Genomic DNA, 24,355 nt, shown 5'->3' with positions numbered 1-24,355 from the left:
CACGCTCGATGGCCATGAGCTCGTGACGGAGCATCACCTCCCTTGCCGGAGGCCCGCCTCCCCCCGCCGCCCCCGGTGACCCGGGCCCGGCCATCCTCCCCCGCCCGCACCACCGCATCGGAGCGTCATGCCGCTCACCACCCTCCCGATGGCCGACCCGGGCCGTCCGGACCTGCACTCACCGCTGGCGTTCCTGCGCTGGCTGCAACGCAGCCAGCGCCGGGGCAGCTGGCTCGCCACCCTCTGGGGCACCGTGGAGATGGCCGCGATGGCCGCCCTCCCGGCCGCGCTCGGCCTCGGCATCCAGGCGGTGGTGGACGGCGACACCGGCGCACTGTGGTGGGCGGGGGCGCTCGCCGTGCTGCTCACCACGCTCCAGGCCGTCGGCAGCGTCCTGCTGCACCGTCAGGCGGTGTGGAACTGGATCACCGCCGCCGCCCAGGTCCGCCAGCTGGTGGCCCGTCAGGCCAGCGCGCTGGGCGCCGGGCTGTCCCGCCGGATCGCCACCGGCGAGATCGTCGCCGTCAGCAGCGGCGACGTGGAGAAGATCGGCTGGTACGTCGAACTGGTCGCCAGGGTCCGGGCCGCGGTGCTGGTCTGGTTGGGCGTCAGCCTGGTGGTGCTGGTCCAGCAGCCGGTGCTCGGCACCGTCGTGCTGCTCGGCGTCCCGGTCCTCGCTCTCTCGGTGCTGCCGCTGCTCGGCCCCTTCGAGCGCCGCTACGACGAACAGCGCCGGCTCGGCGGCAAGGCCACCGAGCTGGCCGCCGACACCGTCGCGGGCCTGCGGGTGCTGCGCGGCATCGGCGGCGAGGAGCTCTTCCTCTCCCGCTACCGGGAGGCCTCCCAGCGGGTGCGCGGCGCCGCCGTGCGCGCCGCCAGGGTCTGGTCCCTGATGCAGGCCCAGCAGGTGCTGCTGCCGGGCCTGTTCGTGGTCGGGGTCACCTGGTACGGGGTCGAGCTGGCCGCCCAGGGCCGGATCACCGTCGGCGAGCTGGTCGCCGTCTACGGCGCCACCGCCTTCCTGGCCGCCCCGCTGCGCATCCTCGGCGAGGCCGCCCACGCCTGGAGCGTGGCCCGGGTCTCCGCCGCCCGGGCCACCCGGGTGCTGGCACTGCGCCGTACCGACTCCACCCGCCCGCTCACCGCGGAGCTGCCCGCCAAGCCCGGGCTGGCCGACCTGCACGACCCGGTCACCGGCCTCACCGCCCAGGCCGGCCGGCTCACCGCCGTGGTCTGCGGCGACCCGCTCACAGCCGGCTCGCTGGCCGACCGGCTCGGCGGCCACGTGCCGCTGGCCGAGGGCGAGAGCGCACCGCCCTCCGTCCGGCTCGGCGGCGTCGAGCTGGACGCCGTACCGCTGGACGCCGCCCGGGCCGCGGTGCTGGTGCACGACAAGGAGCCGGTGCTGCTCTCCGGCACGCTGGCCGACCTGCTCGCCGTCCCCGCCTCCGGGCGGGTCGGCGCCGAGGCGGCGGTGGCCGCCGCCCAGGCCGAGGACGTCCTGGACGCCCTCGTCGACGGCTCGCCCGAGGCCGGCGGGGACCCGCTGAAGGCCGTGATCACCGAGCGGGGCCGCTCGCTCTCCGGCGGCCAGCGCCAGCGCCTGGCGCTGGCCCGGGCGTTGGTGGTCGACCCGCCGGTGCTGGTCCTGGACGAGCCCACCAGCGCCGTCGACGCCCACACCGAGACCAGGATCGCGGCCGGCCTGCGCGCCGTCCGCGAGGGCCGCACCACCGTGGTGCTGGCCACCAGCCCGCTGCTGCTCGACCAGGCCGACACCGTCGTGCTGGTCGAGGACGGCCGGGTGGCCGCCACCGGCCGCCACCGCGAACTGCTGCACACCACCCCGGCCTACCGCGCCGTGGTCACCCGCGAGGACGCCGCCGACGAGGCCCCGCGGGCCGTCGGCGCCGTGGAGGAGACGGTATGAAGCCGCCACTGATCGAGGAGCAGGGCCCGGCCGCGGTGCTGCCCGTCGCCACCCCCGCCACCGTCCGCTCCTACGTCCGCCACCTGGCGCGCCGTCACCGGGCCGGCTTCGGCGCGGTGGTGGGCCTGCACACCGTGGCCACCCTGGCCGGCCTGGTCGGCCCCTGGGTGCTCGGCTCGCTGGTCGAGGACCTGAGCGCCGGCACTGCCGGGGGCAAGGTGCTCTCCGCCGTCGGCTGGTACCTGGCCGCGCTGGTGCTGCAGGCCGCCTTCATCGGCTGGTCCCGGCTGCGCGGCGGGATGCTCGGCGAGGAGGTGCTGGCCGACCTGCGCGAGGACTTCCTGGTGCGCTCGGTGGCCCTGCCGCCGGGCGTGCTGGAGCGGGCCGGGACGGGCGACCTGGTCTCCCGCGGCACCACCGACGTGGACCGGCTGGCCAAGTCCGTCCGCGAGGCGGTGCCCGAACTGGCCGTCGCCGTCGTCTCGGTGGTGCTGGTGCTCGGCGCCCTGGTGCTCACCTCCCCGCTGCTGGCGGTCTCGGTGGCCGTCGCGCTGCCGCTGCTGCTCGCCACCTCCCGCTGGTACTTCCGGCGCGCCCCGCAGTCCTACCGCTCCGAGTCCGCCGGGTACGCGGCGGTCAACACCGTGCTCGCCGAGACGGTGGACGCCGGGCGCACCGTCGAGTCGCTGCGGCTCGGCGGCGGGCGGGTGGAGCTGACGGACCGCAAGATCCACGAGTGGCAGGCCTGGGAGCGCTACACGATGTGGCTGCGCACGGTCTGGTTCCCGACCGTCTCGGCCTCCTACGCGATCGTCATCATCGGCACCCTGGTGCTCGGCGGCTGGTTCGCGCTGCGCGGCTGGCTCACCGTCGGCCAGCTGACCGCCGGGGTGCTCTACGCCCAGGCGCTCACCCACCCCGTGGACCTCATCCTGCGCTGGTACGACGAGCTCCAGGTCGGCCAGGCCTCGCTGGCCCGGCTGGTCGGCGTCCGCGAGGTGGCCGACCCGGAGACCGACCCGACCGTCCGCCCGGCGGGCCGTCAGGTCGCCGCCGCCGACGTGCGGTTCGGCTACCGGGAGGGCGCCGACGTGCTGCACGGCATCAGCCTGGACGTCGCCCCCGGCAGCCGGGTCGCCCTGGTCGGCCCGTCCGGGGCCGGCAAGTCCACCCTCGGCCGGCTGCTCGCCGGGATCTACGCCCCGGGCCGCGGCAGCGTCACCCTGGGCGGCGCCGCGCTCTCCCGGATGCCCGCCGAACGCGTCCGCGCCGAGGTGGCCCTGGTCAACCAGGAGCACCACGTCTTCGTCGGCACCCTCCGCGACAACCTGCGGCTGGCCCGTCCGGACGCCTCCGACGCCGAGCTGCGCTCCGCCCTGGCGGCCGTCGACGCCGACGAGTGGGCCGAAGCCCTCCCCGAGGGCCTGGACACCGAGGTCGGCTCCGGCGGCCTGGCCCTGACACCCCCTCAGGCCCAGCAGCTCGCCCTGGCCCGCCTGGTCCTCGCCGACCCCCACACCCTGGTCCTCGACGAGGCCACCTCCCTCCTCGACCCGCGCGCCGCCCGCCACCTGGAACGCTCCCTCTCCCGCGTGCTGGCCGGCCGCACCGTCATCGCCATCGCCCACCGCCTCCACACCGCCCACGACGCCGACGTCATCGCCGTCGTCGAACGCGGCCGCATCAGCGAGTACGGCCCCCACGACGCCCTGGTCACCGCCGACGGCCCGTACGCGGCCCTCTGGCGCTCCTGGCGCGACGAGGGCTGACCCGCCGTCGACGGCCGACCGCTCGGCGAGGGCCGCCAACCCTCGTCCGGGCAGTCCGAACAGGTAGGCGGCCCGGACCGAGGGCTCCCGAGTGGCGAGCACCCGGTCGGTCAGCAGCTCGGCCAGGCCGTGCCGCTGCGCCTCGGTCAGCAGGGCGGCGAGCACCAGCAGGTCGCCGGGTCCCCTGACCCGGGCGGCGTGCGCGACGGCGTGCCGGACCGTCGAGGTGAAGCCGAAGGCCGTCTCCAGACGCACCAGGGTCGGGACGAGCTCCTCGGGCGGCTGGTGCTCCGCGGCGGCGGTCGCCACCGCCTCGGCCGGGGCGTGCGAGAGCCGGCGCCGGTGCAGGTGGAGCACCAGGTTCCCGACGGCTCGGTGGTCGTTCTCCCGGACGAAGAGCGCGGCAGCGGCGCCGATCTGGTCGGTCAGGCCGAGGCCGGCGAAGGCGCTGACCAGGTCGGCCGCCGCCACGACATCGCGGGCCCGGACCGCCTCGGGGAACGCGGCCAGGGCCGGTGACGAGGGCGCCGCCGCGTGCAGGGCCGTCAGCAGCGCGACGGCTTCGCCCAGCGGCCGGTGCCGGGCCGTGGCGCGGACCAGCTCGACGACCACGTCCCGGTACCGGGCGTCCGGGTGGACGGCGAGGTGGAACAGCTGCTCGACCGAGGCGCAGCGCAGGTCGTTCATCAGTTCGTCGGCCCTGGCGACCGGGGAGACCAGGTCGAGGGCGAGCCGCTGCTCCCACAGCAGTTGGCGGATCCGTTCCTCCGCAGCCAGGGTCCGGGCCCGTTCCTTGAGCAGCTCCTCGTGCAGGTGGAGGACTTCCCGGTACAGCGCGTCGCGCTCGTGGCGCAGCCGCAGGTGCTCGGAGTCGTCGGTGGTGAGGGCCTGCCGCAGCGCGCGGAGCCCGTTGTCGGAGACCGCCAGCGCCCGTTCCCGCTCGGCCAGTTGGCCGGCCAGGACTTCCTATTCTCGCTGGCTGCTGGACAACTCCGCCCGGGTTCGTTCCAGTTCGATCCGCAGGTCCTGCGAGTCGCTCCTGCTGACCGAGGCCCGCTCCAGCAGGGTCAGCAGTTCGGTGCGCACCTCCGGACCGACCGGCCGTCCGGCCGCGTCCAGTTCCTCGCAGAGGCCGGTGACGAAGGCCGGTGACGGCAGGCGCTGGCCGGCGATGTAGCGGTACACCGTCGAGTAGTCCAGGTTGTGCCGATCCCCGTACTCGCGGTAGGTGCTGCCCAGCTGCTTGTACAGGGGGCGCAACCGGGCCGCGAAGGCCGATCGGTCGGAATTCTCACGCTCGGGCACCGCACCGTCCTCGCTCTTCCAGTGAAGGGCTCGATTCTCCCGGCTCCGTCCGGGCGGGGTCGGTGTTGCGGACGGATCGTCAACACATCGGCGGGGAAAGGGCGATGACGGTTGCCGAGGCGACCGGCAACGTGTTGCGGCTGCCGCAACACCCGCGGGCGCGGCACGGTGGAACCGTCGTCCCCGCACACCCTGGAGATCCGGTGCCCCGTACCGCCCTCGTCCTGCTCGCCGCCGCCGTGGTGGTGCTGTCCGCCCTGCTGGTCGCCGCCGCGGCCGCCAAGCTGGCCCGGTGGGAGGGTGCGGGGCGTCCGGCGGCGGTGCGGGCCGGGGCGGTGGCGTTCGCGGGGACCGTGACGCTGGCGGTGGTGGTGGCCTCGTACCTGGGGGAGGTGCTGGGCTGACTGGGCCGTACGGATGGTGTCGGTGCGATCGTCGGAGTGGTGCGTCCGCCCCTGGTGGGGGTGGGCGCATGCTCGGCGGGTGACCAAGACAACGGGTGATGGCTCGGGCAAGCGCAGCGAGATCGCGGGGGTCCCCACGCGGGTGATCGCGATCGGGGCGATCGTGGTGCTGGCGGTGTGGTTCCTGCTGGCCAACCTGGACAAGGTGAAGATCCAGTTCTGGGTGTTCACGGTGTCCTGTCCGCTGTGGATCGCGCTGCTGGCGACGCTGCTCGCGGGCGGGGCGCTGGGCTGGCTGCTCAAGGGGCGGCGTTCGAAGTGAGCGCGGTGGCGGCGTTCACTCCGCTGATCGAACTCCGGGGGGTGAACAAGCACTTCGGGGCGCTGCACGTGCTCCAGGAGATCGACCTGACGGTCGGTCGCGGTGAGGTCGTGGTGGTGATCGGGCCGTCCGGCTCCGGCAAGTCGACGCTCTGCCGGGCGGTCAACCGGCTGGAGCAGATCGAGTCGGGGACGATCACCATCGACGGGGTGCCGCTGCCCGCGGAGGGCAAGGGGCTGGCGAAGCTGCGCGCCGAGGTGGGGATGGTCTTCCAGTCCTTCAACCTGTTCGCCCACAAGACGGTGCTGCAGAACGTGGTGCTGGCCCAGGTGAAGGTCAGGAAGCGCGGGCGGCAGGAGGCCGAGGCGAAGGCCCGGGCGCTGCTGGAGCGGGTCGGGCTGGCGGCGCAGGCCGACAAGTACCCGGCCCAGCTCTCCGGCGGGCAGCAGCAACGGGTGGCGATCGCACGGGCGTTGGCGATGGACCCGAAGGCGCTGCTGTTCGATGAGCCGACCTCCGCCCTCGACCCGGAGATGATCAACGAGGTGCTGGACGTGATGAAGGGTCTGGCCGACGAGGGCATGACGATGGTCGTGGTGACGCACGAGATGGGGTTCGCCCGCAGTGCGGCGCACCGCGTGGTGTTCATGGCGGACGGGCGGATCCTGGAGGACCGCGCGCCGGAGGAGTTCTTCGCCGATCCGGAGACGGACCGGGCCAAGGACTTCCTCTCCAAGATCCTGAAGCACTGAGGGGCGGTCAGCGATGAGACGGCTCACGGTCGTTGCGGCGCTGCTGCTGCTCACCGCAGCGGCGGCGGCCGGCTGCGGCAAGCCCGGTACGCCGCCCCCCAAGGGCCCGCAGCCCAGCTCCCTGCCGAGCTACCAGGTGAACAGCGCGGACGCGGTCCAGGGCTCGCCGACCCTGGACGCCGCCCGCGGCCGGGGCCGGCTGGTGGTCGGCGCCAAGGAGGACCAGCCGTACCTGGGGCAGAAGAACCCCGCCACCGGCCAGTACTCGGGCTTCGACATCGAGATCGCCAAGATGGTCGCCGCCGACCTCGGCTTCGCCCCGGAGCAGATCCAGTTCCGCACCATCGCCTCGGCCAACCGCGAGACGGCGCTGCAGAACGGCCAGGTGGACTACTACGTCGGCACCTACACCATCAACGACAACCGCAAGAAGCTGGTCGGCTTCGCCGGGCCGTACTACATCGCGGGCCAGGGCCTGTTGGTGCGTCAGCAGGAGAAGGACATCAACGGGCCGCAGGACCTGGCCGGCAAGAAGGTCTGCTCGGCGGCGGGCTCGACCCCGTACCAGCGGATCCAGAAGGACTACCCGAAGGCCACCCTGGTCGGCTACGACACCTACTCGGCCTGCGTGGACAACCTGATCACCGCTCAGGTGGACGTGGTGACCACCGACGACACCATCCTGATGGGCTACGCGGCCAAGGTCCCGGACGAGCTGAAGCTGGTCGGGCAGCCGTTCTCCAAGGAGCCGTACGGCATCGGCACCCCGCGGGGCGACACCGCGCTGCGCGCCGCGATCAACGACGCGCTCCTGCACCACGAGCAGAACGGCGACTGGAAGAAGGCGTACGACGCCACCCTCGGCCTCTCCGGGGTGCCGGCACCGGCGCCCCCGCCCATCGACCGGTACTGAAAGGCGGCCGGGATGAAGGTCCTGACGGACAACTGGTCCACGTACTGGGAGGGATTCCTCGGCACCCTGGAGCTGACCGCGGTCAGCGCGGTGCTGGCGCTGGTGCTCGGGGTGCTGATGGCGGCCTGCCGGGTCTCGCCGGTGAAGCCGCTGCGCACGCTGGGCACGGCCTGGGTGACGGTGCTGCGGAACACGCCGCTGACCCTGCTGTTCTTCGCCGTGCTGCTCGGGCTGCCGCGGTTCGGGATCTCGCTGCCGTTCTTCACCTTCGCGGTGGTGGCGCTCGGCTGCTACACCTCCGCGTTCGTCTGCGAGGCGCTGCGCTCGGGCATCAACACGGTGCCCACCGGGCAGGGCGAGGCGGCCCGCAGCCTGGGCATGACCTTCGGTCAGACCCTGGGCCTGGTGGTGCTGCCGCAGGCGTTCCGCTCGGTGGTGGCGCCGGTCGGCAGCGTGATGATCGCGCTGGCCAAGAACACCGCGATCGCCGGTTCGTTCTCGGTGGTGGAGCTGCTCGGCACCTACCGGACCATCAACGAGCTGGGCTACAGCATCCTCTGGACCTTCGTCTGGATCGCGGTGGGGTACCTGGTGATCACCTTGGCGATCAGTGCGGTCTTCAACCTGATGGAGCGACGGCTGGCGGTGTCCCGATGAGCTCGGCGCTCTACGACGTCCCCGGGCCGAAGGCGGTCGCCCGGCACCGGCTGTACGGGGTGATCACCACCGCGCTGCTGGCGGCCGTGGTCGCCTGGGTGGTCTGGAAGATGTTCGACACCGACCAGTTCACCTACCAGAAGTGGATGCCCTTCGAGTACGAGGGCGTCCAGGAGCTGCTGCTGCGCGGCCTCGGCAACACCCTCAAGGCCTTCGCGCTGACCGCCCTGTTCGCCCTCCCCTTCGGCGCGCTGTTCGCCGCCGGGCGGCTCTCCGACCACCGGCCGGTGCGCTGGGTCTGCACGGTGGTGGTGGAGTTCTTCCGGGCCATGCCGCTGCTGGTGATGATCTTCTTCATCTTCGTGGCCATGCAGGTGCAGCCGCTCTGGGCGCTGGTGGCCGGGCTCACCCTCTACAACGGCTCGGTGCTGGCCGAGGTGTTCCGGGCCGGGGTGCTGGCGGTGCCCAAGGGGCAGCGCGAGGCGGCCTACGCGCTCGGCATGCGCAAGACCCAGGTCATGGCGTACGTGCTGGTGCCGCAGGCCAACCGGGCGATGCTGCCGAGCATCATCAGCCAGCTGGTGGTGGCGCTCAAGGACACCTCGCTGGGCTTCCTGATCACCTACGAGGAGTTCCTGCACGCGGGCAAGCTGATCGCCACCAACCTCGACTACGACCTCCCCTTCATCCCGGTGGTGCTGGTGATCGCCCCGGTCTACATCGGGATGTGTCTGCTGCTCTCCTGGCTGGCCCGCTGGGTCGAGCAGCGCGGCCGGCGCAGCCCCCGGATCAAGGGCGGGGCCCCGATGGCGAAGGCGGGCGTGGCGATGGGGCTGCCTCCCGAGGCGCGGTGACACCCCGGGTGACACTCCGTCAGGGGGACGGCTGCCGCGCGTCGGCGCCGAGCACTTCGGCGGCCTTGGCCAGTACGGCGCCCTGGTGCTCCCTGGCCAGGGCGAGGTCCTGGCGGTGGGAGTCGATCGCGGCCCGCTGGAGCTCGCTCTCCACGGTGAGCAGCACGGTCGGGAGCCGGGTGCCGAGCTTGCAGCCGACGTCGGCCCGGGCGGTGGCGCGCTCCAGCTCGGTGGGCTCGGCCGCGTTCCACCGGGGGTCGTCGTTGGCCCGCCAGATGTCCTGGTAGGCGTAGCCGGCCCGCTGCATGCAGGCGCTCCACTCGGCGGTCGCGGCCACGGCGCGGGGGTCCTTCCCGGCCCGGGTGAAGCTGTCGGTGGGGATCCGGTTGAGCTCGATGCTCCCCTGGCTGAACTGCCCCACCCCGAGCGTGCGCCGGGCTTCGCCGAGGCAGCCGCCCGCGGGCACCGGCACCCCGTTCAGCTCGGCGGCGCCACCTTTGCCGCCGTAGGCCGTGACGACCTCGGGCGTGGGCTCCGCCGCCGCCTCCGGTGCCGCCTCGGCGGCCGGCCGGGCGGCCGGGTGGTAGCCGAGGCGCTCGGCCTCGCCCGGGTCGATCAGTCCGTACCGCTGGGCGTTGACGGGCCCGCCGGGGTCGGGAGCCGGGCCGCCCGGCTGCCAGTCGAGGCCGAAGCGCCGCAGGCAGTCCCGGGCCAGCCGCTGTTCGGCCCGGGCCACGGTGCGCTGCTGATCCGGCGTCATCACGTAGGCGTCGAAGGGCAGCACGATGTCCGCCCCGGACCGGACCTCCCGGACCGGCGACGGGGACTCCGGGGCGGGCCCGGCCGAGCCCGTCGGCGCGCAGGCGGCCAGGGCCGCCAGCAGCACGGTGAGCGAAGCGGTTCTGCGCATGTCCGTCCTTGTCCCGTCGGGCCGTTCCGGAGCGGGGCACCTTGCCCGTGCCCCGCTCCGGAACGCGCTGCTCAGAAGTTGTAGACGGTTCCGCAGGTGCCGCCGAAGATGTGCGAGTTCATCCGGTCGTTGGCGTTGGTGCCGTCGGAGAGCGTGACGTAGGCGAAGTTGGACACCTCGCCACCGGCCGCGACGGTGAAGCAGGCGCCCCGGAAGCCGGAGTTGTAGTAGACCCGGACGTTCTGGGCGAGGTCCCAGTTGTCCAGGCTGCTGACGTTGCTGGCCACGTAGTCGCCCTGGTAGAGCGGGACGCCGTTGGTGTACCTGACCTGGCCCCAGTTGGACTGCTGGTGGAAGTTGTCGAACTTCGCGCCCTGGTAGTTGGCGTCGCTGTAGAGACAGGCGTTCTCCGGGGTACAGGGCGCGGACGCGGCGGCCGTGCCGACGCCGGTGCCGACGGCGGCCACGGCGAACAGCCCTGCCACGGCGAGGTTCCTCAGACGCATGGTGATCCGTTCTCGATGGGATGTGGAGGCCGCTCCGGCCTCCGCCCACAGACTCTCCCGGGGACGGTTCGCATTCCTTGTAAAAAAGCGAACCCACCGGGACGCAAGTGACTCAGAAGGAGCTGACGGGGTATCGGAGACAAACCCAAAATCTGCTTATGATTTGGGGATGTTCGACTCCCGGCATCTGCGCACCTTCCACCAGATGGTCGTCACCGGCTCCTACTCGGCGGCGGCCCGTGAGCTCGGCTACACCCAGCCCGCCATCACCCAGCAGATGAAGGCGCTGGAGCGCGAGGTCGGGGTCCCGCTGTTCACCCGGGCCGGGCGCGGGCTGCGGCTCACCGAGGCAGGGGAGACCCTGGCCCGGCACGCCGAGGAGATCCTGGCCGGCCTGCGCACCGCCCAGCAGCAGCTCGGCGCGCTCGCCCGGCTGCGCGCCGGCCGGGTCCGGGTCTGCGCCTTCCCCAGCGCCAACGCCACCCTGATACCCGCCGCGATGGCCCGCCTCCAGGCCGAGCACCCCGGCATCCGGGTCGAGCTGCTGGAGGCCGAACCGCCCGAGTCGATCCAGCGGCTGCTGCGCGGGGAGTGCGACATCACGCTGGCCTTCAGCTACCCCGGCGCGGACACCGAAGTCCCGCCCGAGGTGGTGGTCACACCGCTGATGGAGGACCAGCTCACCGTGCTGCTCCCGATCGGCCACCCGCTGGCGCGCCGTCAGGCCGTCCGGATCTCCGACCTCGCCGAGGAGCGCTGGATCGCCGGCTGCCCGCGCTGCCGGGCCAACCTGCTCCAGGTCTGCTCCGACCAGGGCTTCGCCCCCGACGTGGTCTTCACCACCGACGACAACCTCGCCGTGCAGAGCCTGGTCGCCGCCGGGGTCGGCATCGCGCTGATGCCCGCGCTGGTGCTCTCCTTCATGTGCCACGCCAAGGTCACCGGCCGGCTGGCCGAGCCGCACGTGCGCCGCCAGGTCTCCGCGTACGTGCTCCGCGACCACCTGCGGGTGCCCGCCACCGGACTGGTCCTGGAGGAGCTGACCCGGGCCGCCGCCGCCCGGGTCGGCTGCTGACCACCCCGGACGGCCACCCCGGACGGCCACCCCGAACGGAGCGTCCTGAGGCCCCGTCATCCATAAGCAGGAGCTGGCGGAAGGTCAACGAATCCTCCTTGGACGCGTGCGCGCGCGGGTCGCACGCTCGGTGGCATGACAACCACCACAGCGCCGCTGGACGCCTGTACCGAGCGGATGCACGGCCTGGTCGACGAGCTGCGCCGGGTGGTCGGCCGGGCCCTGCCGCCGGAGCTGACGGTCCGGCTGGTCGCCGCCGCCCTCGCCCCGCACCTCGGCAGCCCGGACCTGCTCACCCCCGCCCAGCAGGAGGGCGACCCGGAGCGGTACCGCCAGCACCTGCTGCACGCCGAGCCGGACGGCAGCCTCTCGATGGCCGCGCTGGTCTGGCTGCCCGGCCAGCACACCTCGATCCACGACCACGTCTCCTGGTGCGCCACCGGTGTCCACCAGGGCGAGGAGAGCGAGCGCCGCTACCTGCTGGTCCCCGACGGCCTCACCGGACGGCTGGTCGCCACCGAGGACGTGGTGAACCGTCAGGGCGAGGTCTGCGGCTTCACCCCGCCCGGCGACATCCACCGGGTGGCCAACACCGGCCCCGGCACCGCGATATCGCTGCACGTCTACGGTGCCGACCTGGCCCGCCTCGGCAGCAGCGTCCGCCGCGTCTACCAGCACCCGGTCGAGGGCTGACCCACCATGGCACTGACGCTCCGCGCCGTCGCGCACCCCACCCTCCCCGGCCCGGTCCGCCGGCACGGCCCCGGGCTCGCCCTGGCCGTCACCGGGGTGGCCGCCGCCTGGGCCGTGCACCGCGCCGTCCCGGCCGTGCCGATGCTCACCGCCGCCGTGGTGCTCGGGGTGACGGCCGGTCAGCTGCCCGCGCTGCGCCCGCTGGTCGGCGGCGCCGCCAAGCCCGGTCTCGGGCTGGCCTCCAAGCGGCTGATGCGCGCCGGGATCGTGCTGCTCGGCCTCAAGCTCGGGCTGCGGGACGTGCTCGGTCTCGGCTGGCCCAGCGTGCTGATGGTGGTCACGGTGGTGGCCGCCACCTTCTTCGGCACCGTCTGGCTCGGCCGCAGGCTCGGCCTGCCGGGCGACCAGCCGCTGCTGATCGCCACCGGCTACTCGATCTGCGGGGCCTCGGCGATCGGCGCGGTCGGCCAGGCCGCCGGCAGCGACGAGGAGGACATGGCCACCTCCGCCGCCCTGGTCACCCTGTGCGGCACGCTGGCCATCGCGGTGCTGCCGCTGCTGCGCACCCCGCTCGGGCTGGACGCGGGGGAGTTCGGCCGCTGGGTCGGCGCGGGTGTGCACGACGTCGGCCAGGTGGTGGCCACCGCGCAGACCGCCGGGGCCGAGGCGCTGCGCGAGGCGGTGCTGGTCAAGCTGATGCGGGTGGCCATGCTGGCCCCGCTGGTGGCCGGGGTCGGGATCGTGCTGGCCCGCCGCCGGGGTGCCGGTGCGACGGCGGGGCCCAAGCCGCCGGTGCTGCCGTTGTTCGTGGTCGGCTTCCTGGCGATGGTCGCGGCCAACAGCACCGGCCTGGTCCCGGCCGCCGCCCTCTCGCTGGCCGCCCACGCCCAGGAACTCCTGCTCGCCACCGCCCTGTTCGCCCTCGGCAGCGCCGTCAAGCTCTCCTCGCTGACCCGCACCGGCGCCCGGGTCGCGCTGCTCGGCCTGGCCTCCTGGGTGCTGATCGCGGGCGTCGCCTACGGCGGCGTGCTGCTCACGTCCTGAATCGGTAACTCTTCTCCCCGGCGGTCGACTTGGCGCCCCCTGAGCGGGCATCCTCGCTGCGGACGGGGGTGGGGGCGATGGAGTTCCACAGGGCGGGACGGCTGCGGCGCGGAGCCGCGAAGGTGCTGGCGGCCGCGGCGGCGATGCTGCTGGCCGACGGCTACTGGGTGGTGCGCAGCGGGTTCGGCGCCGCCGGGCAGTACGCCCTCGCAGGGGCGGCACTGCTCGCGGTGGTCTTCGCGGTGTCACAACTCGTCGACGCGGCAGAGCCGTTCCGGCTGCGGGTGGACGAGTACGGGATCGCGCTGCACGACCGTGAGCTGAGCTGGAGCGAGATCACCGCCGTCGCGCTGGAGTACCCGGAGGCGGTGGAGGGCTACGAGCGCGACGAGCGGAGCTACCCCGATCCGCTGCTGGTGATCTGGCCGGTGCCCGGGGTGGTGTTGGCCGGGGAGGCGGCCGGGGAGCGCGGCGGCCGTCCCGGGTACCAGATCGCCAGGTGCACCGAACTCACGCCCGGAGTGGGGGAGTTGAGCGCCGCGCTGCTGTGCTGGGGCGGTCCGCGCTTCGTCACCGCCCCCGCCGGGATCGGCGCCGAACCGGCCGGCGGGCTCCCCGCCGGCTACCACGGCCCCGAGGAGTGGCAGGAGTACCTCGTCGCCGACCACTCGGACCGCCGCGCGGCGATCGCCGGCGCGGTGACGGTGACCGGGCTGCTGTACGGCACGGCGGTCGGCCTCGGGCTCGCCGGGGTCGAGTCCTTCCACGCCTTCGCCCGGGCCCCGCTGTTCCCCTTCGGTCTGCTGGCGCCCTACCTCGTGGTGGCAGGCCTCTCCCGGGTCCGCCGCTACCGCCGCTGGGCCCGCGACCCGAAGCGGCTGCGGATCGGCAGCAGGGGGATCGCGCTGCGGCCGCGCGGCGGGCGGGAGGTGCTGCTGGACTGGGCCGAGCTGACGGCGGTGCGGATCGTGCCCCGGCCGGACCGCACCGACGGCGCGGCCTGGCTGACGGTCTGGGCGGTGCCCGGCACCCGGTACGGGTCCTCCGGCGACTTCCGGCGGGACGGCCTCTGGGCCAAGGCGCTGCTCCCGGTGGCCGGTCTGCCGGTGCGTCAGCTGACGCCGGAGCAGGCGCTGCGCCGGTATTCCGGCGGACGCTACCGCGAGAGCGGCTAGAGTCGGTGCCGCACAGCCGCAGACGAACGACCGAAGGGCCCCAGCGAGATGACCGTGCTCCCGGACCGGGACGGATTCGACACCCCTGTCACGATCGACCGCCGCGAGGGCCCGTACGGCGAGGTCGCGCTGCGGCGGCGCGGCGCGCACTACGAGATCATCGCCAACGGCTGCTTCCTGATGGACACCGCCGACGGCCGCTCCGAGCGCCTGCTGATCCGGGCGGCGCTGGACCAACTGGCCGGGGTCGAGCGGCCCAGTGTGCTGATCGGCGGCCTGGGCGTCGGCTTCTCGCTGGCGTACGCGGCGGCCGAGCCGCGCTGGGGGCGGATCGCGGTGGCCGAGCGGGAGGACGCCGTCATCGACTGGCACCGCACCGGCCCGCTCGCGGAGTTCTCCGAGCACGCCCTGGACGACCCCCGGGTCGCGGTCCTGCACGGTGACCTGGTCGCCTATCTGGCGGGCGAGGGCGAGGGCTTCGACGCGCTCTGCCTCGACATCGACAACGGACCGGACTGGACCGTCACCGAGGAGAACTCCGGCCTCTACGGCCCGGCCGGCCTCGCCGCAGCGCAGCGCAGGCTCAACCCGGGTGGTGTGCTGGCGGTGTGGAGCGCACAGCCGTCCGCGGCCTTCGAGGAGGCGCTGCGGACGGCCGGCTTCGCGGACGTGCGCACCGAGGAGATCCCGGTGTCGCGCGGCGTGCCCGATGTGGTGCACCTGGCACGCCGCGCCGGCTGACGCCGCCTCAGGTCTACTTCAGGCCGCTGTCCACCGCGGTCATCAGCTCACCGTTGGTGGTGTCGCCGTCGAAGGACCAGATCATCGCGCCCGCCAGGCCCTGGGACTTGATCCAGGCGGTCTTGCGGGCGATCTCGGCCGGGTCGTCGTAGGTGTAGAACACCGTGCCGTTGTAGATGTAGGAGTGGCCGGCCACCGGGTCGCGGTAGATGGTGTAACCACCGCTGGTGGCCATGGTCTTGAGCTTCTTGTAGTCCTCGAAGCCGTTCTCGTACGAGCCCGGGGCCGGCCCGGTCGCGCTCTGGAACAGGCCGTTGGTGGTGCCGCGCGGCACGCCCGTCCAGCCGCGTCCGTAGAACGGGATGCCGAGGGTCAGCTTGCTCTTCGGGGCGCCCCTGGTGAGGTAGGCGTTGATGGCGATCTCGGAGCTGAACTGACGGGCCACCGGGTTCGGGTCACCGGCGGCCAGCTTGATGCCGGACTGCTGGTTGGTCTGCGTCTCCCAGGCGCCGTGGTAGTCGTAGCCCTGGATGGTGGCGAAGTCGAAGGCGCCGAACAGGCCGGGCACGTCGATGCCGAGGTCCACCTTGGCCGGGTCGGCCGGGAGGAACGCGCTCAGGGTGTACTTCTTGCCGGTGGTGGCGGTCAGCGCGTCCAGCTGACGGCGGAACTCCTGGGCCAGCAGGGTGTAGTTGGCCTTGTCCGCCGGGCGCAGGATGTTGCCGAGGTGCCCCTCGGAGTTCGGCCACTCCCAGTCGAGGTCGATGCCGTCGAAGATCCCGGCCGCCGAGCCCGCGCCGCCGCGGCCGTCGATGGTCGGCAGGTTGCCCTTGATGTACATGTCGATGCAGGAGCTGACCAGCGCCTTGCGGGAGGCGTCGGTGAGCGAGGCGTCGGAGAACCACTTGCTGTACGACCAACCCCCGATCGAGATCTGCATCTTGAGGTTGGGGTACTTGGCCTTGAGCTGCTTCAGCTGGTTGAAGTTGCCGGCCAGCTTCTGGTCCCAGGTGTCGGTGGTCCCGGCCACCGAGGCGCCCGCGTCCCAGCCCTTGCCGAAGTCGGCCCAGGCGTCACCGGCACCGTCACCGGCGTTCGGGTCCGAGTCGTTGCCCGCCGCCTTGTTGGTGATGAAGCACTGCTTGCTGGACGGGTTGATGTTGGCGAAGGCGTAGTTGAGGTGGGTCAGCTTCGCCGCCGTGCCGGAGGTGTCCAGCTGCTTCACGCTGTAGCCGCGGGCGTAGATGGACCACTGGGTGAAGTAGCCGATCTTCAGCGCGTTGGGGTTGACCACCTCCTTGGTGGTCCGGGTGGCCACCGGGTCGGAGGCGACCGAGGAGTTGCCCGCCGCGTCGCGCGCCTTCACGGTGAAGCTGTAGTCGGTCTCCGGGGTGAGACCGCTGATCACCGCGTTGGTGGTGGTGACGGTGGCGGCCAGCGCCGGGCCGTTGTAGACGTCGTACGCGACCACGCCGACGTTGTCCGTGCTGGCGCCCCAACTCAGCGCCACCGAACGGGAGTCCGGGATGGCGGACGGGGCGCCGGGCTTGCTCGGCGGCTGGGTGTCCGGCTGCGGCGGGGGCACCACCACCTGGACCGGTCCGGCCGGGGCCGAGCGGTTGCCCGCCGCGTCGAAGGCCACCACCGTGAGGTTGTACGTCCCGGCGGGCAGGCCGGAGACGGTGCTGCCGGTCCCGGTGACGGTGGCCAGCTTGGCCGAGCCGTTGAAGAGGTCGTAGCCGGTGACCCCGACGTTGTCGGTGCTGGCGCTCCAGGAGGCGGTGATCGAGCCGCTGCCGGGCGTCGCCTGGAGGTTGCCCGGGACGCTCGGCGGGACGGTGTCGGAGCCGGTGCCGTCGCACGGCTTGCCGTTCAACTTGCAGTTGAGCAGCGGGGCGTAGGCACCGGAGTAGGCGATGTTGAAGCCCAGGCCGTACGAGCCGCCGGGGGCGATCGAGGTCTGCCAGCTCGGCGGCTTGACCGTGACGTGCGAGGCGGCGGTGGTGTAGGTCGCGTTCCAGAGCGAGGCGACGGTGTTGTTGGCGGGCAGGTCGAACTCGAGCACCCAGTTGTTCAAGGCGGTGGTCTCGTTGTTCTTGACGGTGTAGCTGCCCTCGTAGCCGGAGCCCCAGTCGCTGCCCTTGGCGAAGGTCGCGGTGGGGGCGGCGGCCTGGGCGGTGCTGGGCAGCGCCACGGCCAGCAGCGGGGCGATCAACGCCCCCGCCGCGAGCAGGGGCAGGCTGAACCGACGTCTGCGCATGGCTGAGCTCCTGTCCAGGGAGCGCCGCCCGGTGCACGGACGGTCTGGCTCCCTACCTGTGGGGAGGTGACGGTTCCAGGTGCGGGTACTGCTGGGCCGCCGGGCCGTCGGGTTGCCACGGAGATCCTGTGTCATGCGAGCGTAGGGACGGACACCCAGGCTGGCAATAGGTCTGGACCAGGGTCGTGCACCTGCCAGTGGAACGTCAGGTCCGCGGCCCTCGGCCCGAGCGGGGACGGCGAACGGCCGCCGGTCACGGGGCGGGTGCCTCGTGGCCGGCGGCCGTGGGGGTGTGTCGCGGGCTGACCGACCGTCAGCCGAAGGGGTTGTTCGCGGGCGGTGCGGGCTGGGCCGGGGCCGCGGGGGCGGCCTGGGCGGCGGGGGCCGGGGCGCCGAAGGGGTTGAAGTCCGGCGGGGGCACGTGGACGAAGCGGCCCTTCACGTCCTCCTGCTCCTCGGCGGCCGGGGCGGCCGCCTTGGGCTTGGGCGGGGCGAAGGGGTTGAAGTCCGCAGGGGGCACGTGCACGAAACGGCCCTTGACGCTCTCGTCGTCGACGGGCGCCGCCGGGGCGGGCGGTGCCACCGGCGCCGGCGGAGAGGTCGGCCGCGGCGGGGCCGCCGGGGCGGCCGGCTGAGCGGTCGTCACGGTGCCGAAGGGGTCCACCGGCTGGGTGGTGGTCACCGTGCCGAACGGGTCGACGGCGGCCGGTGCCGGGGTCGGAGCGGCGACCGGGGCGGGGGCCGGGGTGGCCGCCTTCGGGGCCGGGGCGCCGAAGGGGTTGAAGTCCGCCGGGGGCACGTGGACGAAGCGGCCCTTGACGTCCTCGTCCGAGGCCGAGGCCGAGGCCGGGGCTGCGGTCGGGGTGGCGGGCTTCGGCGGGGCGAAGGGGTTGAAGTCCGGCGGCGGGACGTGGACGAAGCGGCCCTTGACGTCCTCGTCCGAGGCCGGGGCTGCGGTCGGGGTGGCGGGCTTCGGCGGGGCGAAGGGGTTGAAGTCCGGCGGGGGCACGTGGACGAAGCGGCCCTTGGCGTCCTCGTCGACGGAGGCCAGCGCGGTGGCAGCGGGCTGCTGGGCCGGCACCACCGGCGGAGCCGCCGGGGCGGGCGGCGCAGGGGGAGCGGCGGGCGGCGGAGCCACCGGCTGCGGCGGGACGGCTGACTGCACGTCACCCTGGTAGGCCGGCTGGTAGGCGGGCGGCTCGGGCTGGTACTGCGGCTGGGCCTGCGGAGTGACGGCCTGGGGAGCGACGGCCTGCGGCGGCAGGGCGGCGCGGGTGCCGTCCCAGCCGAGCTGGATCCCGCCCAGCACCTCGGCGAAGGCGCCCGCGTAGAGCTCGAAGTCCTCTGGGTGGGCGGTGCCGAGCTGCACCGTCAGCACCGAGACGCCGTCCGGCAGCGGGAGGAAGGCCTCGACCACCGAGATCACCGTGTTGTCCTGCGCGTCCGGCTCGTCGGCCGCCTGGCCGACCGGCAGCAGCAGCTGCGGCACCGAGGCGATCCGGGTCTCCACCAGCACGGCCGCGGGGCCGGCCGGGACCAGCACCGTCCACACCTCGGCCTGCGGCCGCGAGTCCGCCAACTCGGCCGACAGCTCGGTGATCTGACGCCCCGAACGCGACAGCGACACCACCAGCGAGGCCCGGCTCGGACGGCCGTCCACCTCCAGGGCGGCCAGGCCCGCGAAGATCACTCCGGCGGCGGCCGCGGGCTGCGCCAGCAGACCCGTCAGCACCGACCACTCCAGGCGGTGCAGCGCGGTGCCGCCCGCGTACAACTCCTCGGCCACCTCGGCCAGATGACCGGCCCGGTCGGCCCGGCCCCCGCGCACCACCAGCGGGTGGAACACCGGCGGCACCACGAACCGGACCTCGACGCCCGCACCGGTCGCCAGCTCCTCCGGCTCCGCCACGGGGCGGTCCGAGGCGAACCGTGCCACGGCGGCGGGGAACTCCGGCCGCAGGAACGCGTCCGCGGCGTCCGCCACCACCGGCAGCCCGACCTGAGCGGCCGTCACCGCCTCGGCGGGCAGCCCGCGCAGCTCCTTCGCCCCGTACCGGCCGAACAGCTCCGAGGTCGGGGCGTCCGCCTCCGCGAACGCCGTGACGGTGGAGGCCTCCACCACCGCGCCCAGCCCACGGACGGTCATCCGCCCCGGGCCGGTCCGGGAGAGCCGCAGGCCGAACAGTGCCGAGGCCGCCGGGTGCGTGGACGGCCCACCGCTCAGCGAGCTCACCGGATAGTGCGTGGCCACCCGGCCCAACAGGCTGTCGGCCAGTACGTCGATCGTGGCGCCGATCCGCTCCGCGCCCGCGAAGCCGTCCAGAGTCATGGTGGTGGGCCCCCTCGCTCCCCGGTGGAAATTCCGTTCACTTTCTATCAGAACCGGCAGACGAGGTGGTGTTCGGCCTGTGTGGGACGACCCGGGCCCGCCGCAGGTGGTCAGCGGCGGCGTTCCAACAGGGCCGCGGTCAGGGCGCCGAGGGTGGCGGCGGCCAGTGACCAGGTGGGTGGGGCCGGGGTGGTGGAGTGCCAGAAGGCGACGGCGGTGGCGGTGAACCAGCCGGTGCAGGCGCCGAGGGCGGTCAGGGCGAGCCGGTCGGTGAGGGAGGGCCGGGCGGTGCGCCCGGTCTCGCGGGACCAGCGCAGGACGGAGCCGGGCAGCACGGTGGCCAGGGCGCCGAGCAGGGCGATCACCGGCCCGTGGAACGGCCCCGGCAGCGGCGGCCGGTACTCGAGTGCCTGCACGGCGGCCAGCACCATCAACACCCCGCCCAGCACCGAGGTCTGGAGCAGCGTCAGCTGCTGCTGCCGCTGCTGGAGGCGCTGCTGCACCAGCGCGGTCGCGTTCCGCACCACGGTGTCCGCCCGGTCGCCGACCAGCCGGAAGTCCTCCGCGTCGTGGTCGGTCTGCCGCAGCAGCCACCCCCGCAGCGCGGTGTCCTCCGCGAAGAGCCCGCCGAGCGGTGCGCCGGCCACCGGAGGGACCGCCGAGTCGGCGTTCTCGGCGGCGAGTTCGGCCTGCCGTCGGAACCGCTCCAGCCTCGTGCGCTGGGTGAGCAGCGTGTCGGCGGCCTGCTGGAGCTCGCCGAGCGCCCTCTCCAGGGCGAGGAGCTGGGCGGCCCGGCCGGCGGTCCCGGCCCGGGCCGGTTCGGCGCAGAGGCCGACCACCCGGTCGGTGAGCCGGTCGACCAGGTCGCGGTGGGCCCGGAAGGAGGACTGCCGTTCGGTGAACACCAGGTACTGGTCATGGAGTTTGGCGCTCTGGAGCAGGTAGCGGTGGAGCGCGGTGGGCCGCAGTGCGGCGGCCTCGGTGGCCCCATGGCTCCAGATCCAGGAGTCCAGCAGCCCCTCCTCCTGGCGGGCGGCGAGCACGGCCAACCGCCGCGACCGCCCTTCGGGGCCGTCCGTGGGTGGCGAGAACACCACGAACTCACCGACAGCACCCGGAAGTTGGAGCGCCGTGGCGATCGGGAGCACCACGCTGGTCAGAGTGGAGAAGCCGACCCGCATCGCGGCCTCGCCGAGCAGCCTCCCGGGAGGTGCGGCGTCGGCCACCACCCGGTGCAGCGTGGCGGTGCCGAGCACGCCGCCCACCGCCGCGGTGCCGCCGTGCCGGGCCACGGCCGCCTGCCAGTCGCGCTCGGACCGTGACCAGGGGTCGCCCGGGGCGGTGGCCAGCAGCACGATGACGCCGACCACGTCGTGCTGGAGGTAGCAGAGCGCCTGCTGCGCGGAACCCGCCGTCCCGGGCCGCTTGCGCCCGGCCAGTACCCGGAACGGACCGGGGCGGTCGGCCTCCTCCGGCAGCCGTTCCGGGATCTCCAGCGGAAGGTCCAGCAGCGGCTGCGTCATCCCGTGGTCACGGCAGGCCCGCCACCAGGTGCGCAGCAGCTCGCCGGCCCCGTCGTCCAACCCGTCGCGGCTGACGAACAGATGGAGGATCAGATCGTGGTCAGTCAGCGTCACCGGGCTCCCCGGACCGCCGGTCGGGATCGGTCGGGAGCGACCCGAGGTCGATCCGGTCGTTGAGCAGCTCGGACGGGGACCAGTGGGGCTCCAGGTCGCCCGGTTCGTCCACGCCCCTGGCATCGTTCTCGACGTAGTCGAAACCGTCGTGGTACTGGTCTGACATCCTCGTCCCCCCGGACGCGCTCGACTGCCCCGTACGGAACCAGGTTAGCGAGGCGGCAGGGCCGCCGTGAAGGACTACGCCGGGGCCGCCAGGCGGGCCAGGGCCTCGGGGAGGTCGGGGACGGCGAGCAGGGTGGTGAGCTGGCGGACCAGCTGGGCGGTGGGGCCGGTGGTGGACTCGGTGGCGAGGTAACCGGCCAGGTCGAGGGCGAGGGAGGGTTCGCGGGCGGCGCAGACCACCAGGGCGGCGGTGAACTCCTGGACCAGCTGGAGCTGGAGCTCCTGCGGCGGGACGGTGGCCTCGTCGGCCAGCCAGTCCAGCGATGTGATCTCGACGTTGGCGATCCAGGCGCGGACGGTGCGCCGCAGGTTGGCGCTGGGTTCGCCGACGGCGAGGTGGGACAGGATCTGCTCGGCGGCCGCCCGCCGTACCTGGTCGATGACCGCCGTCCCGGCCGGGCTGGAGGTCACCGAGCCGCCGCGCAGCAGCGCGGTGAAGCCCGGTCCGTGGCTCTGCACGAAGTCGAGGTAACGGCCCATCACCCGGGAGAGCCGCTCGGAGAGCGGGCCCTCCCTGGGCTCCTCGAAGCGGCCGGCCAGCTCCTGGCCCGCGCGCCGCAGGGACTCCTCGTAGAGCGCCTGCTTGCCGGGGAAGTAGTGGTACACCAGCGGCCGGGAGGCACCGGCCGCGGCCGCGATGTCGTCGATCGACACGTCCTCCGGCGCGCGCCGGCTGAACAGGTCGAGCGCCACCGCGATCAGCTGCTCGCGGCGCTCGTCCACGCTCAGCCGTCGGCGGGGAGCCCGCCCGTCCCGATCCGCCACCGGCGGCGTACGCGAAGCCATGGGCGTCACCCTAGTGCCTCCCCCGGCAGGGTTCGCCCCGTCGCGCCGCCCGGCACGCACTCTCGCCGCACCGGCCAAAGGCCCGAGTAGCTCCGCTACGAGGGCCTTTTCCCGGCACGCCGAGAGCACGCACCGAACGACGCTCCTGATGGGGCGAACCCTGCCGGGGGAGGCACTTGCCCCGACGCGTCAGCTCCGATGGGCCAGGTAGCGCCGGTAGGCCTCCAGGCCGTCGGGCACGAACTCCCACTCCGTCAACCGCTGGTCCAGCTCGGCCTCGCTGAGCCAGCCGTGCCAGTCGATCTCCTCGACCTGCGGCTGCACGGGGCCGTCCCAGCGGGCCTCCCAGACGTCGCACCACCAGGACAGCCCGGGCTCGGAGAACAGGAACCTGAACAGCCGGTGCGGCACCACCCCAGAGACGCCGAGCTCCTCCTCGGCCTCCCGGACGGCGGCCTCGGCGTAGCTCTCGCCGGTGCCGACCACGCCGCCGACGAAGGCGTCGTACGTCCCGGGGCCGTAGCCCTTGGTGGCGGCCCGGCGGTGGACGAAGATCCGGTCCTGCGGGTCGCGGACCAGGACGAACGAGCAACGGTGCGTCAGGCCCCGCCGGTAGACCTCGCTGCGCGGGGCGGTGCCGATCACCTCGTCGTGCTCGTCGACCACGTCCAGGATCTCGTCCTCGGGGTTCGTCATGGGCCCCACGCTACCGACACCGACCTGACGGGGTGTCGGGGGAGAGCAGACGAGGGGGCGGCCCACATCGGCAGGCGGCTGACGATCGGACTATCGTTCAGAAGCGGACTGTACGGCGGAGCGAGGGCGGCACGTGGTGGTGGAGATCTGGGGCGAGGTGGCCGAGGGCTTCGAACCGGTCCGGGAGGCGTTCGCGCGCAACTTCCGCGACTACGGCGAGCTCGGCGCGGCCTTCGCGCTCTACCACGACGGCCACAAGGTGGTGGACCTCTGGGGCGGTGACGCCCGGCCCGAGGTCGGCGGCCGCCCGGCCCCGGCGGTGGCCTGGACGGCGGACACCGCGCAGGTGCTCCGCTCGGTGACCAAGGGCCTGACGGCCGCCGCCGCGCTCCACCTGGTGGGGCAGGGCCGGCTCGACCTGGACGCGCCGGTCGCCTCGTACTGGCCGGAGTTCAAGGCGGAGGGCAAGGACCGGGTGCCGGTCCGCTGGCTGCTCTCGCACCAGACCGGCATCCCCGCGCTGGACGTCCCGCTGCGGGTCGAGGACGTGATCGCCTGGGAGCCGGCCGTCGCGGCGGTGGCCGCGCAGGCCCCGTTCTGGGAGCCGGGCCGGGCGCACGGCTACCACCCCTACACCTTCGGCTGGCTGGTCGGCGAGGTGGTCCGACGGGCCGACGGGCGCTCGATCGGCCGCTACTTCGCCGAGGAGATCGCCCAGCCGCTCGGCCTGGACCTGTGGATCGGCCTCCCGGCCGGAGCCGGCCCCCGGGTCGGCCGGCTGGTCGACCTGCCCGGCCCGGCCGAGGCGGCCCAGAGCGCGTCCGGCGGGCTCAAGCTGCGCCCCAAGGCCTCGGTGACGGCGGCCTACCAGGACCGCACCTCGCTGACGTCCCGTTCGTTCGCCTCGGTCCGCTCCGCGGTGGACCTGAACGACCCGGCGATCCAGGCCGTCGAGATCCCCGGAGCAGGCGCGATCGGCACGGCCCGTTCGGTGGCCCGGCTGTTCGCGGCGCTGATCGGTGCGGCCGACCGGCACGGCGGCGCCCCGGGCGAGCGGCTGCCCGCGCTCTTCGGGCCGGAGCTGCTGGCCGAGGCGATGGGCCCGGCGGTCAGCGGCCCGGACAAGGTGCTGATCGTCAACACCACGTTCGGCCACGGCTTCTTCCGCCACGGCCCCAGCTCCCCGATGGCCTCCCCGGCCTCCTTCGGCCACCCGGGCCGCGGCGGCTCCCTCGGCTTCGCCGACCCGGACCTGGGCATCGGCTTCGCCTACGTCACCAACGGCATGATGCCTGGCGTCACGGGGGACATCCGCTCCCGCACCCTGATCGCCGCCGTCCGCCAGGTCCTGGCGGACCGTCAGCCCGCCTGA

Annotated in this window: 24 protein-coding genes; 15 read left to right on the top strand and 9 right to left on the bottom strand. The window is 73.7% G+C overall.

The window, feature by feature from the left end; all coding sequences use genetic code 11:
• Window positions 1–127 precede the first annotated feature (127 nt).
• The 3 genes from ACZ6ZR_RS32430 (at window position 128) to ACZ6ZR_RS32420 (ending at window position 4,218) form a co-directional block, all read left to right on the top strand.
• Window positions 128–1,930: an ABC transporter transmembrane domain-containing protein gene (locus ACZ6ZR_RS32430; protein ID WP_465648506.1), complete on the top strand. Its 1,803-nt coding sequence runs from the start codon at window positions 128–130 to the stop codon at window positions 1,928–1,930.
• Entirely contained in the window at window positions 1,927–3,699 is a 1,773-nt protein-coding gene (locus ACZ6ZR_RS32425) for an ABC transporter ATP-binding protein (protein ID WP_465648504.1), read from the top strand. Before ACZ6ZR_RS32430 ends, ACZ6ZR_RS32425 begins: the two co-directional genes overlap by 4 nt.
• 129 nt (window positions 3,700–3,828) lie before the next feature.
• Window positions 3,829–4,218, top strand: coding sequence for a hypothetical protein (locus ACZ6ZR_RS32420; RefSeq protein WP_465648502.1), 390 nt, complete (start codon window positions 3,829–3,831; stop codon window positions 4,216–4,218).
• 447 nt (window positions 4,219–4,665) lie between these two features.
• On the opposite strand, the gene ACZ6ZR_RS32415 is transcribed toward ACZ6ZR_RS32420, so the two are convergent.
• Complete coding sequence (locus ACZ6ZR_RS32415) at window positions 4,666–5,004, bottom strand: hypothetical protein (protein ID WP_465648500.1); 339 nt, start codon at window positions 5,002–5,004, stop codon at window positions 4,666–4,668.
• 203 nt (window positions 5,005–5,207) lie between these two features.
• Here ACZ6ZR_RS32415 and ACZ6ZR_RS32410 point away from each other — a divergent pair, with 203 nt between their 5' ends.
• The 6 genes from ACZ6ZR_RS32410 to ACZ6ZR_RS32385 all read left to right on the top strand — a co-directional run bounded on the left by ACZ6ZR_RS32410 (window position 5,208) and on the right by ACZ6ZR_RS32385 (window position 8,906).
• Complete coding sequence (locus ACZ6ZR_RS32410; protein WP_465648498.1) at window positions 5,208–5,408, top strand: hypothetical protein; 201 nt, start codon at window positions 5,208–5,210, stop codon at window positions 5,406–5,408.
• 79 nt (window positions 5,409–5,487) lie between these two features.
• Window positions 5,488–5,730 (top strand): LapA family protein, encoded by a 243-nt coding sequence (locus ACZ6ZR_RS32405; RefSeq protein ID WP_465648496.1) that lies wholly within the window; start codon window positions 5,488–5,490, stop codon window positions 5,728–5,730.
• A 23-nt stretch (window positions 5,731–5,753) separates the two neighbouring features.
• Window positions 5,754–6,482 (top strand): amino acid ABC transporter ATP-binding protein, encoded by a 729-nt coding sequence (locus ACZ6ZR_RS32400; protein WP_465648528.1) that lies wholly within the window; start codon window positions 5,754–5,756, stop codon window positions 6,480–6,482.
• A gap of 13 nt (window positions 6,483–6,495) precedes the next feature.
• On the top strand, window positions 6,496–7,395 hold the full coding sequence (locus tag ACZ6ZR_RS32395) for a glutamate ABC transporter substrate-binding protein (RefSeq protein ID WP_465648494.1): 900 nt from the start codon (window positions 6,496–6,498) through the stop codon (window positions 7,393–7,395).
• A 12-nt stretch (window positions 7,396–7,407) separates the two neighbouring features.
• A complete protein-coding gene (locus ACZ6ZR_RS32390) occupies window positions 7,408–8,052 on the top strand; it encodes an amino acid ABC transporter permease (RefSeq protein WP_465648492.1) in 645 nt (214 codons plus the stop codon).
• On the top strand, window positions 8,049–8,906 hold the full coding sequence (locus ACZ6ZR_RS32385) for an amino acid ABC transporter permease (RefSeq protein WP_465648490.1): 858 nt from the start codon (window positions 8,049–8,051) through the stop codon (window positions 8,904–8,906). Before ACZ6ZR_RS32390 ends, ACZ6ZR_RS32385 begins: the two co-directional genes overlap by 4 nt.
• 19 nt (window positions 8,907–8,925) lie before the next feature.
• On the opposite strand, the gene ACZ6ZR_RS32380 is transcribed toward ACZ6ZR_RS32385, so the two are convergent.
• Window positions 8,926–9,816 (bottom strand): hypothetical protein, encoded by an 891-nt coding sequence (locus ACZ6ZR_RS32380; protein ID WP_465648488.1) that lies wholly within the window; start codon window positions 9,814–9,816, stop codon window positions 8,926–8,928.
• Window positions 9,817–9,887: 71 nt separating this feature from the next.
• The gene (locus tag ACZ6ZR_RS32375) at window positions 9,888–10,322 is read right to left on the bottom strand and encodes a peptidase inhibitor family I36 protein (RefSeq protein WP_465648486.1); all 435 of its coding nucleotides are present in this window, start codon (window positions 10,320–10,322) and stop codon (window positions 9,888–9,890) included.
• A 169-nt stretch (window positions 10,323–10,491) separates the two neighbouring features.
• Here ACZ6ZR_RS32375 and ACZ6ZR_RS32370 point away from each other — a divergent pair, with 169 nt between their 5' ends.
• From ACZ6ZR_RS32370 to ACZ6ZR_RS32350, 5 genes are all read left to right on the top strand, one after another.
• A complete protein-coding gene (locus ACZ6ZR_RS32370) occupies window positions 10,492–11,397 on the top strand; it encodes a LysR family transcriptional regulator (protein ID WP_465648484.1) in 906 nt (301 codons plus the stop codon).
• A 135-nt stretch (window positions 11,398–11,532) separates the two neighbouring features.
• A complete protein-coding gene (locus ACZ6ZR_RS32365) occupies window positions 11,533–12,090 on the top strand; it encodes a cysteine dioxygenase family protein (RefSeq protein WP_465648483.1) in 558 nt (185 codons plus the stop codon).
• Window positions 12,091–12,096: 6 nt separating this feature from the next.
• The gene (locus ACZ6ZR_RS32360; RefSeq protein WP_465648481.1) at window positions 12,097–13,134 is read left to right on the top strand and encodes a YeiH family protein; all 1,038 of its coding nucleotides are present in this window, start codon (window positions 12,097–12,099) and stop codon (window positions 13,132–13,134) included.
• Between the two features lie 77 nt (window positions 13,135–13,211).
• Window positions 13,212–14,309, top strand: coding sequence for a hypothetical protein (locus tag ACZ6ZR_RS32355; RefSeq protein ID WP_465648479.1), 1,098 nt, complete (start codon window positions 13,212–13,214; stop codon window positions 14,307–14,309).
• Window positions 14,310–14,357: 48 nt separating this feature from the next.
• Window positions 14,358–15,050 carry a spermidine synthase family protein gene (locus ACZ6ZR_RS32350; RefSeq protein WP_465648477.1) on the top strand — a complete coding sequence of 231 codons (693 nt, stop codon included), beginning with the start codon at window positions 14,358–14,360 and terminating at the stop codon, window positions 15,048–15,050.
• Between the two features lie 13 nt (window positions 15,051–15,063).
• On the opposite strand, the gene ACZ6ZR_RS32345 is transcribed toward ACZ6ZR_RS32350, so the two are convergent.
• From ACZ6ZR_RS32345 to ACZ6ZR_RS32320, 6 genes are all read right to left on the bottom strand, one after another.
• Window positions 15,064–17,310: a glycosyl hydrolase family 18 protein gene (locus ACZ6ZR_RS32345; RefSeq protein ID WP_465648475.1), complete on the bottom strand. Its 2,247-nt coding sequence runs from the start codon at window positions 17,308–17,310 to the stop codon at window positions 15,064–15,066.
• 313 nt (window positions 17,311–17,623) lie between these two features.
• On the bottom strand, window positions 17,624–19,639 hold the full coding sequence (locus tag ACZ6ZR_RS32340) for a hypothetical protein (protein WP_465648473.1): 2,016 nt from the start codon (window positions 19,637–19,639) through the stop codon (window positions 17,624–17,626).
• Window positions 19,640–19,749: 110 nt separating this feature from the next.
• Complete coding sequence (locus tag ACZ6ZR_RS32335; protein ID WP_465648471.1) at window positions 19,750–21,276, bottom strand: CATRA conflict system CASPASE/TPR repeat-associated protein; 1,527 nt, start codon at window positions 21,274–21,276, stop codon at window positions 19,750–19,752.
• Window positions 21,263–21,442: a hypothetical protein gene (locus ACZ6ZR_RS32330; protein ID WP_465648469.1), complete on the bottom strand. Its 180-nt coding sequence runs from the start codon at window positions 21,440–21,442 to the stop codon at window positions 21,263–21,265. The genes ACZ6ZR_RS32335 and ACZ6ZR_RS32330 overlap by 14 nt, the downstream gene beginning before the upstream one ends.
• Window positions 21,443–21,516: 74 nt before the next feature.
• Entirely contained in the window at window positions 21,517–22,287 is a 771-nt protein-coding gene (locus ACZ6ZR_RS32325) for a TetR/AcrR family transcriptional regulator (protein ID WP_465648467.1), read from the bottom strand.
• 189 nt (window positions 22,288–22,476) lie between these two features.
• Window positions 22,477–22,983 carry an NUDIX hydrolase gene (locus ACZ6ZR_RS32320; RefSeq protein WP_465648465.1) on the bottom strand — a complete coding sequence of 169 codons (507 nt, stop codon included), beginning with the start codon at window positions 22,981–22,983 and terminating at the stop codon, window positions 22,477–22,479.
• Between the two features lie 136 nt (window positions 22,984–23,119).
• Here ACZ6ZR_RS32320 and ACZ6ZR_RS32315 point away from each other — a divergent pair, with 136 nt between their 5' ends.
• Complete coding sequence (locus ACZ6ZR_RS32315) at window positions 23,120–24,355, top strand: serine hydrolase domain-containing protein (RefSeq protein WP_465648526.1); 1,236 nt, start codon at window positions 23,120–23,122, stop codon at window positions 24,353–24,355.

The sequence above is a fragment of the Kitasatospora sp. NPDC088742 genome (assembly GCF_055584905.1).
This window is presented reverse-complemented; position numbering and strand designations above follow the sequence as displayed.

Excerpts from the sequence above, each read along its gene's own strand:
- ACZ6ZR_RS32430 (WP_465648506.1), top strand. The coding sequence starts at position 128 with ATGCCGCTCACCACCCTCCCGATGGCCGACCCGGGCCGTCCGGACCTG.
- ACZ6ZR_RS32425 (WP_465648504.1), top strand. The coding sequence starts at position 1,927 with ATGAAGCCGCCACTGATCGAGGAGCAGGGCCCGGCCGCGGTGCTGCCC.
- ACZ6ZR_RS32395 (WP_465648494.1), top strand. The coding sequence starts at position 6,496 with ATGAGACGGCTCACGGTCGTTGCGGCGCTGCTGCTGCTCACCGCAGCG.
- ACZ6ZR_RS32390 (WP_465648492.1), top strand. The coding sequence starts at position 7,408 with ATGAAGGTCCTGACGGACAACTGGTCCACGTACTGGGAGGGATTCCTC.
- ACZ6ZR_RS32385 (WP_465648490.1), top strand. The coding sequence starts at position 8,049 with ATGAGCTCGGCGCTCTACGACGTCCCCGGGCCGAAGGCGGTCGCCCGG.
- ACZ6ZR_RS32380 (WP_465648488.1), bottom strand. The coding sequence starts at position 9,816 with ATGCGCAGAACCGCTTCGCTCACCGTGCTGCTGGCGGCCCTGGCCGCC.
- ACZ6ZR_RS32375 (WP_465648486.1), bottom strand. The coding sequence starts at position 10,322 with ATGCGTCTGAGGAACCTCGCCGTGGCAGGGCTGTTCGCCGTGGCCGCC.
- ACZ6ZR_RS32370 (WP_465648484.1), top strand. The coding sequence starts at position 10,492 with ATGTTCGACTCCCGGCATCTGCGCACCTTCCACCAGATGGTCGTCACC.
- ACZ6ZR_RS32365 (WP_465648483.1), top strand. The coding sequence starts at position 11,533 with ATGACAACCACCACAGCGCCGCTGGACGCCTGTACCGAGCGGATGCAC.
- ACZ6ZR_RS32360 (WP_465648481.1), top strand. The coding sequence starts at position 12,097 with ATGGCACTGACGCTCCGCGCCGTCGCGCACCCCACCCTCCCCGGCCCG.
- ACZ6ZR_RS32355 (WP_465648479.1), top strand. The coding sequence starts at position 13,212 with ATGGAGTTCCACAGGGCGGGACGGCTGCGGCGCGGAGCCGCGAAGGTG.
- ACZ6ZR_RS32350 (WP_465648477.1), top strand. The coding sequence starts at position 14,358 with ATGACCGTGCTCCCGGACCGGGACGGATTCGACACCCCTGTCACGATC.
- ACZ6ZR_RS32345 (WP_465648475.1), bottom strand. The coding sequence starts at position 17,310 with ATGCGCAGACGTCGGTTCAGCCTGCCCCTGCTCGCGGCGGGGGCGTTG.
- ACZ6ZR_RS32340 (WP_465648473.1), bottom strand. The coding sequence starts at position 19,639 with ATGACTCTGGACGGCTTCGCGGGCGCGGAGCGGATCGGCGCCACGATC.
- ACZ6ZR_RS32330 (WP_465648469.1), bottom strand. The coding sequence starts at position 21,442 with ATGTCAGACCAGTACCACGACGGTTTCGACTACGTCGAGAACGATGCC.
- ACZ6ZR_RS32325 (WP_465648467.1), bottom strand. The coding sequence starts at position 22,287 with ATGGCTTCGCGTACGCCGCCGGTGGCGGATCGGGACGGGCGGGCTCCC.
- ACZ6ZR_RS32320 (WP_465648465.1), bottom strand. The coding sequence starts at position 22,983 with ATGACGAACCCCGAGGACGAGATCCTGGACGTGGTCGACGAGCACGAC.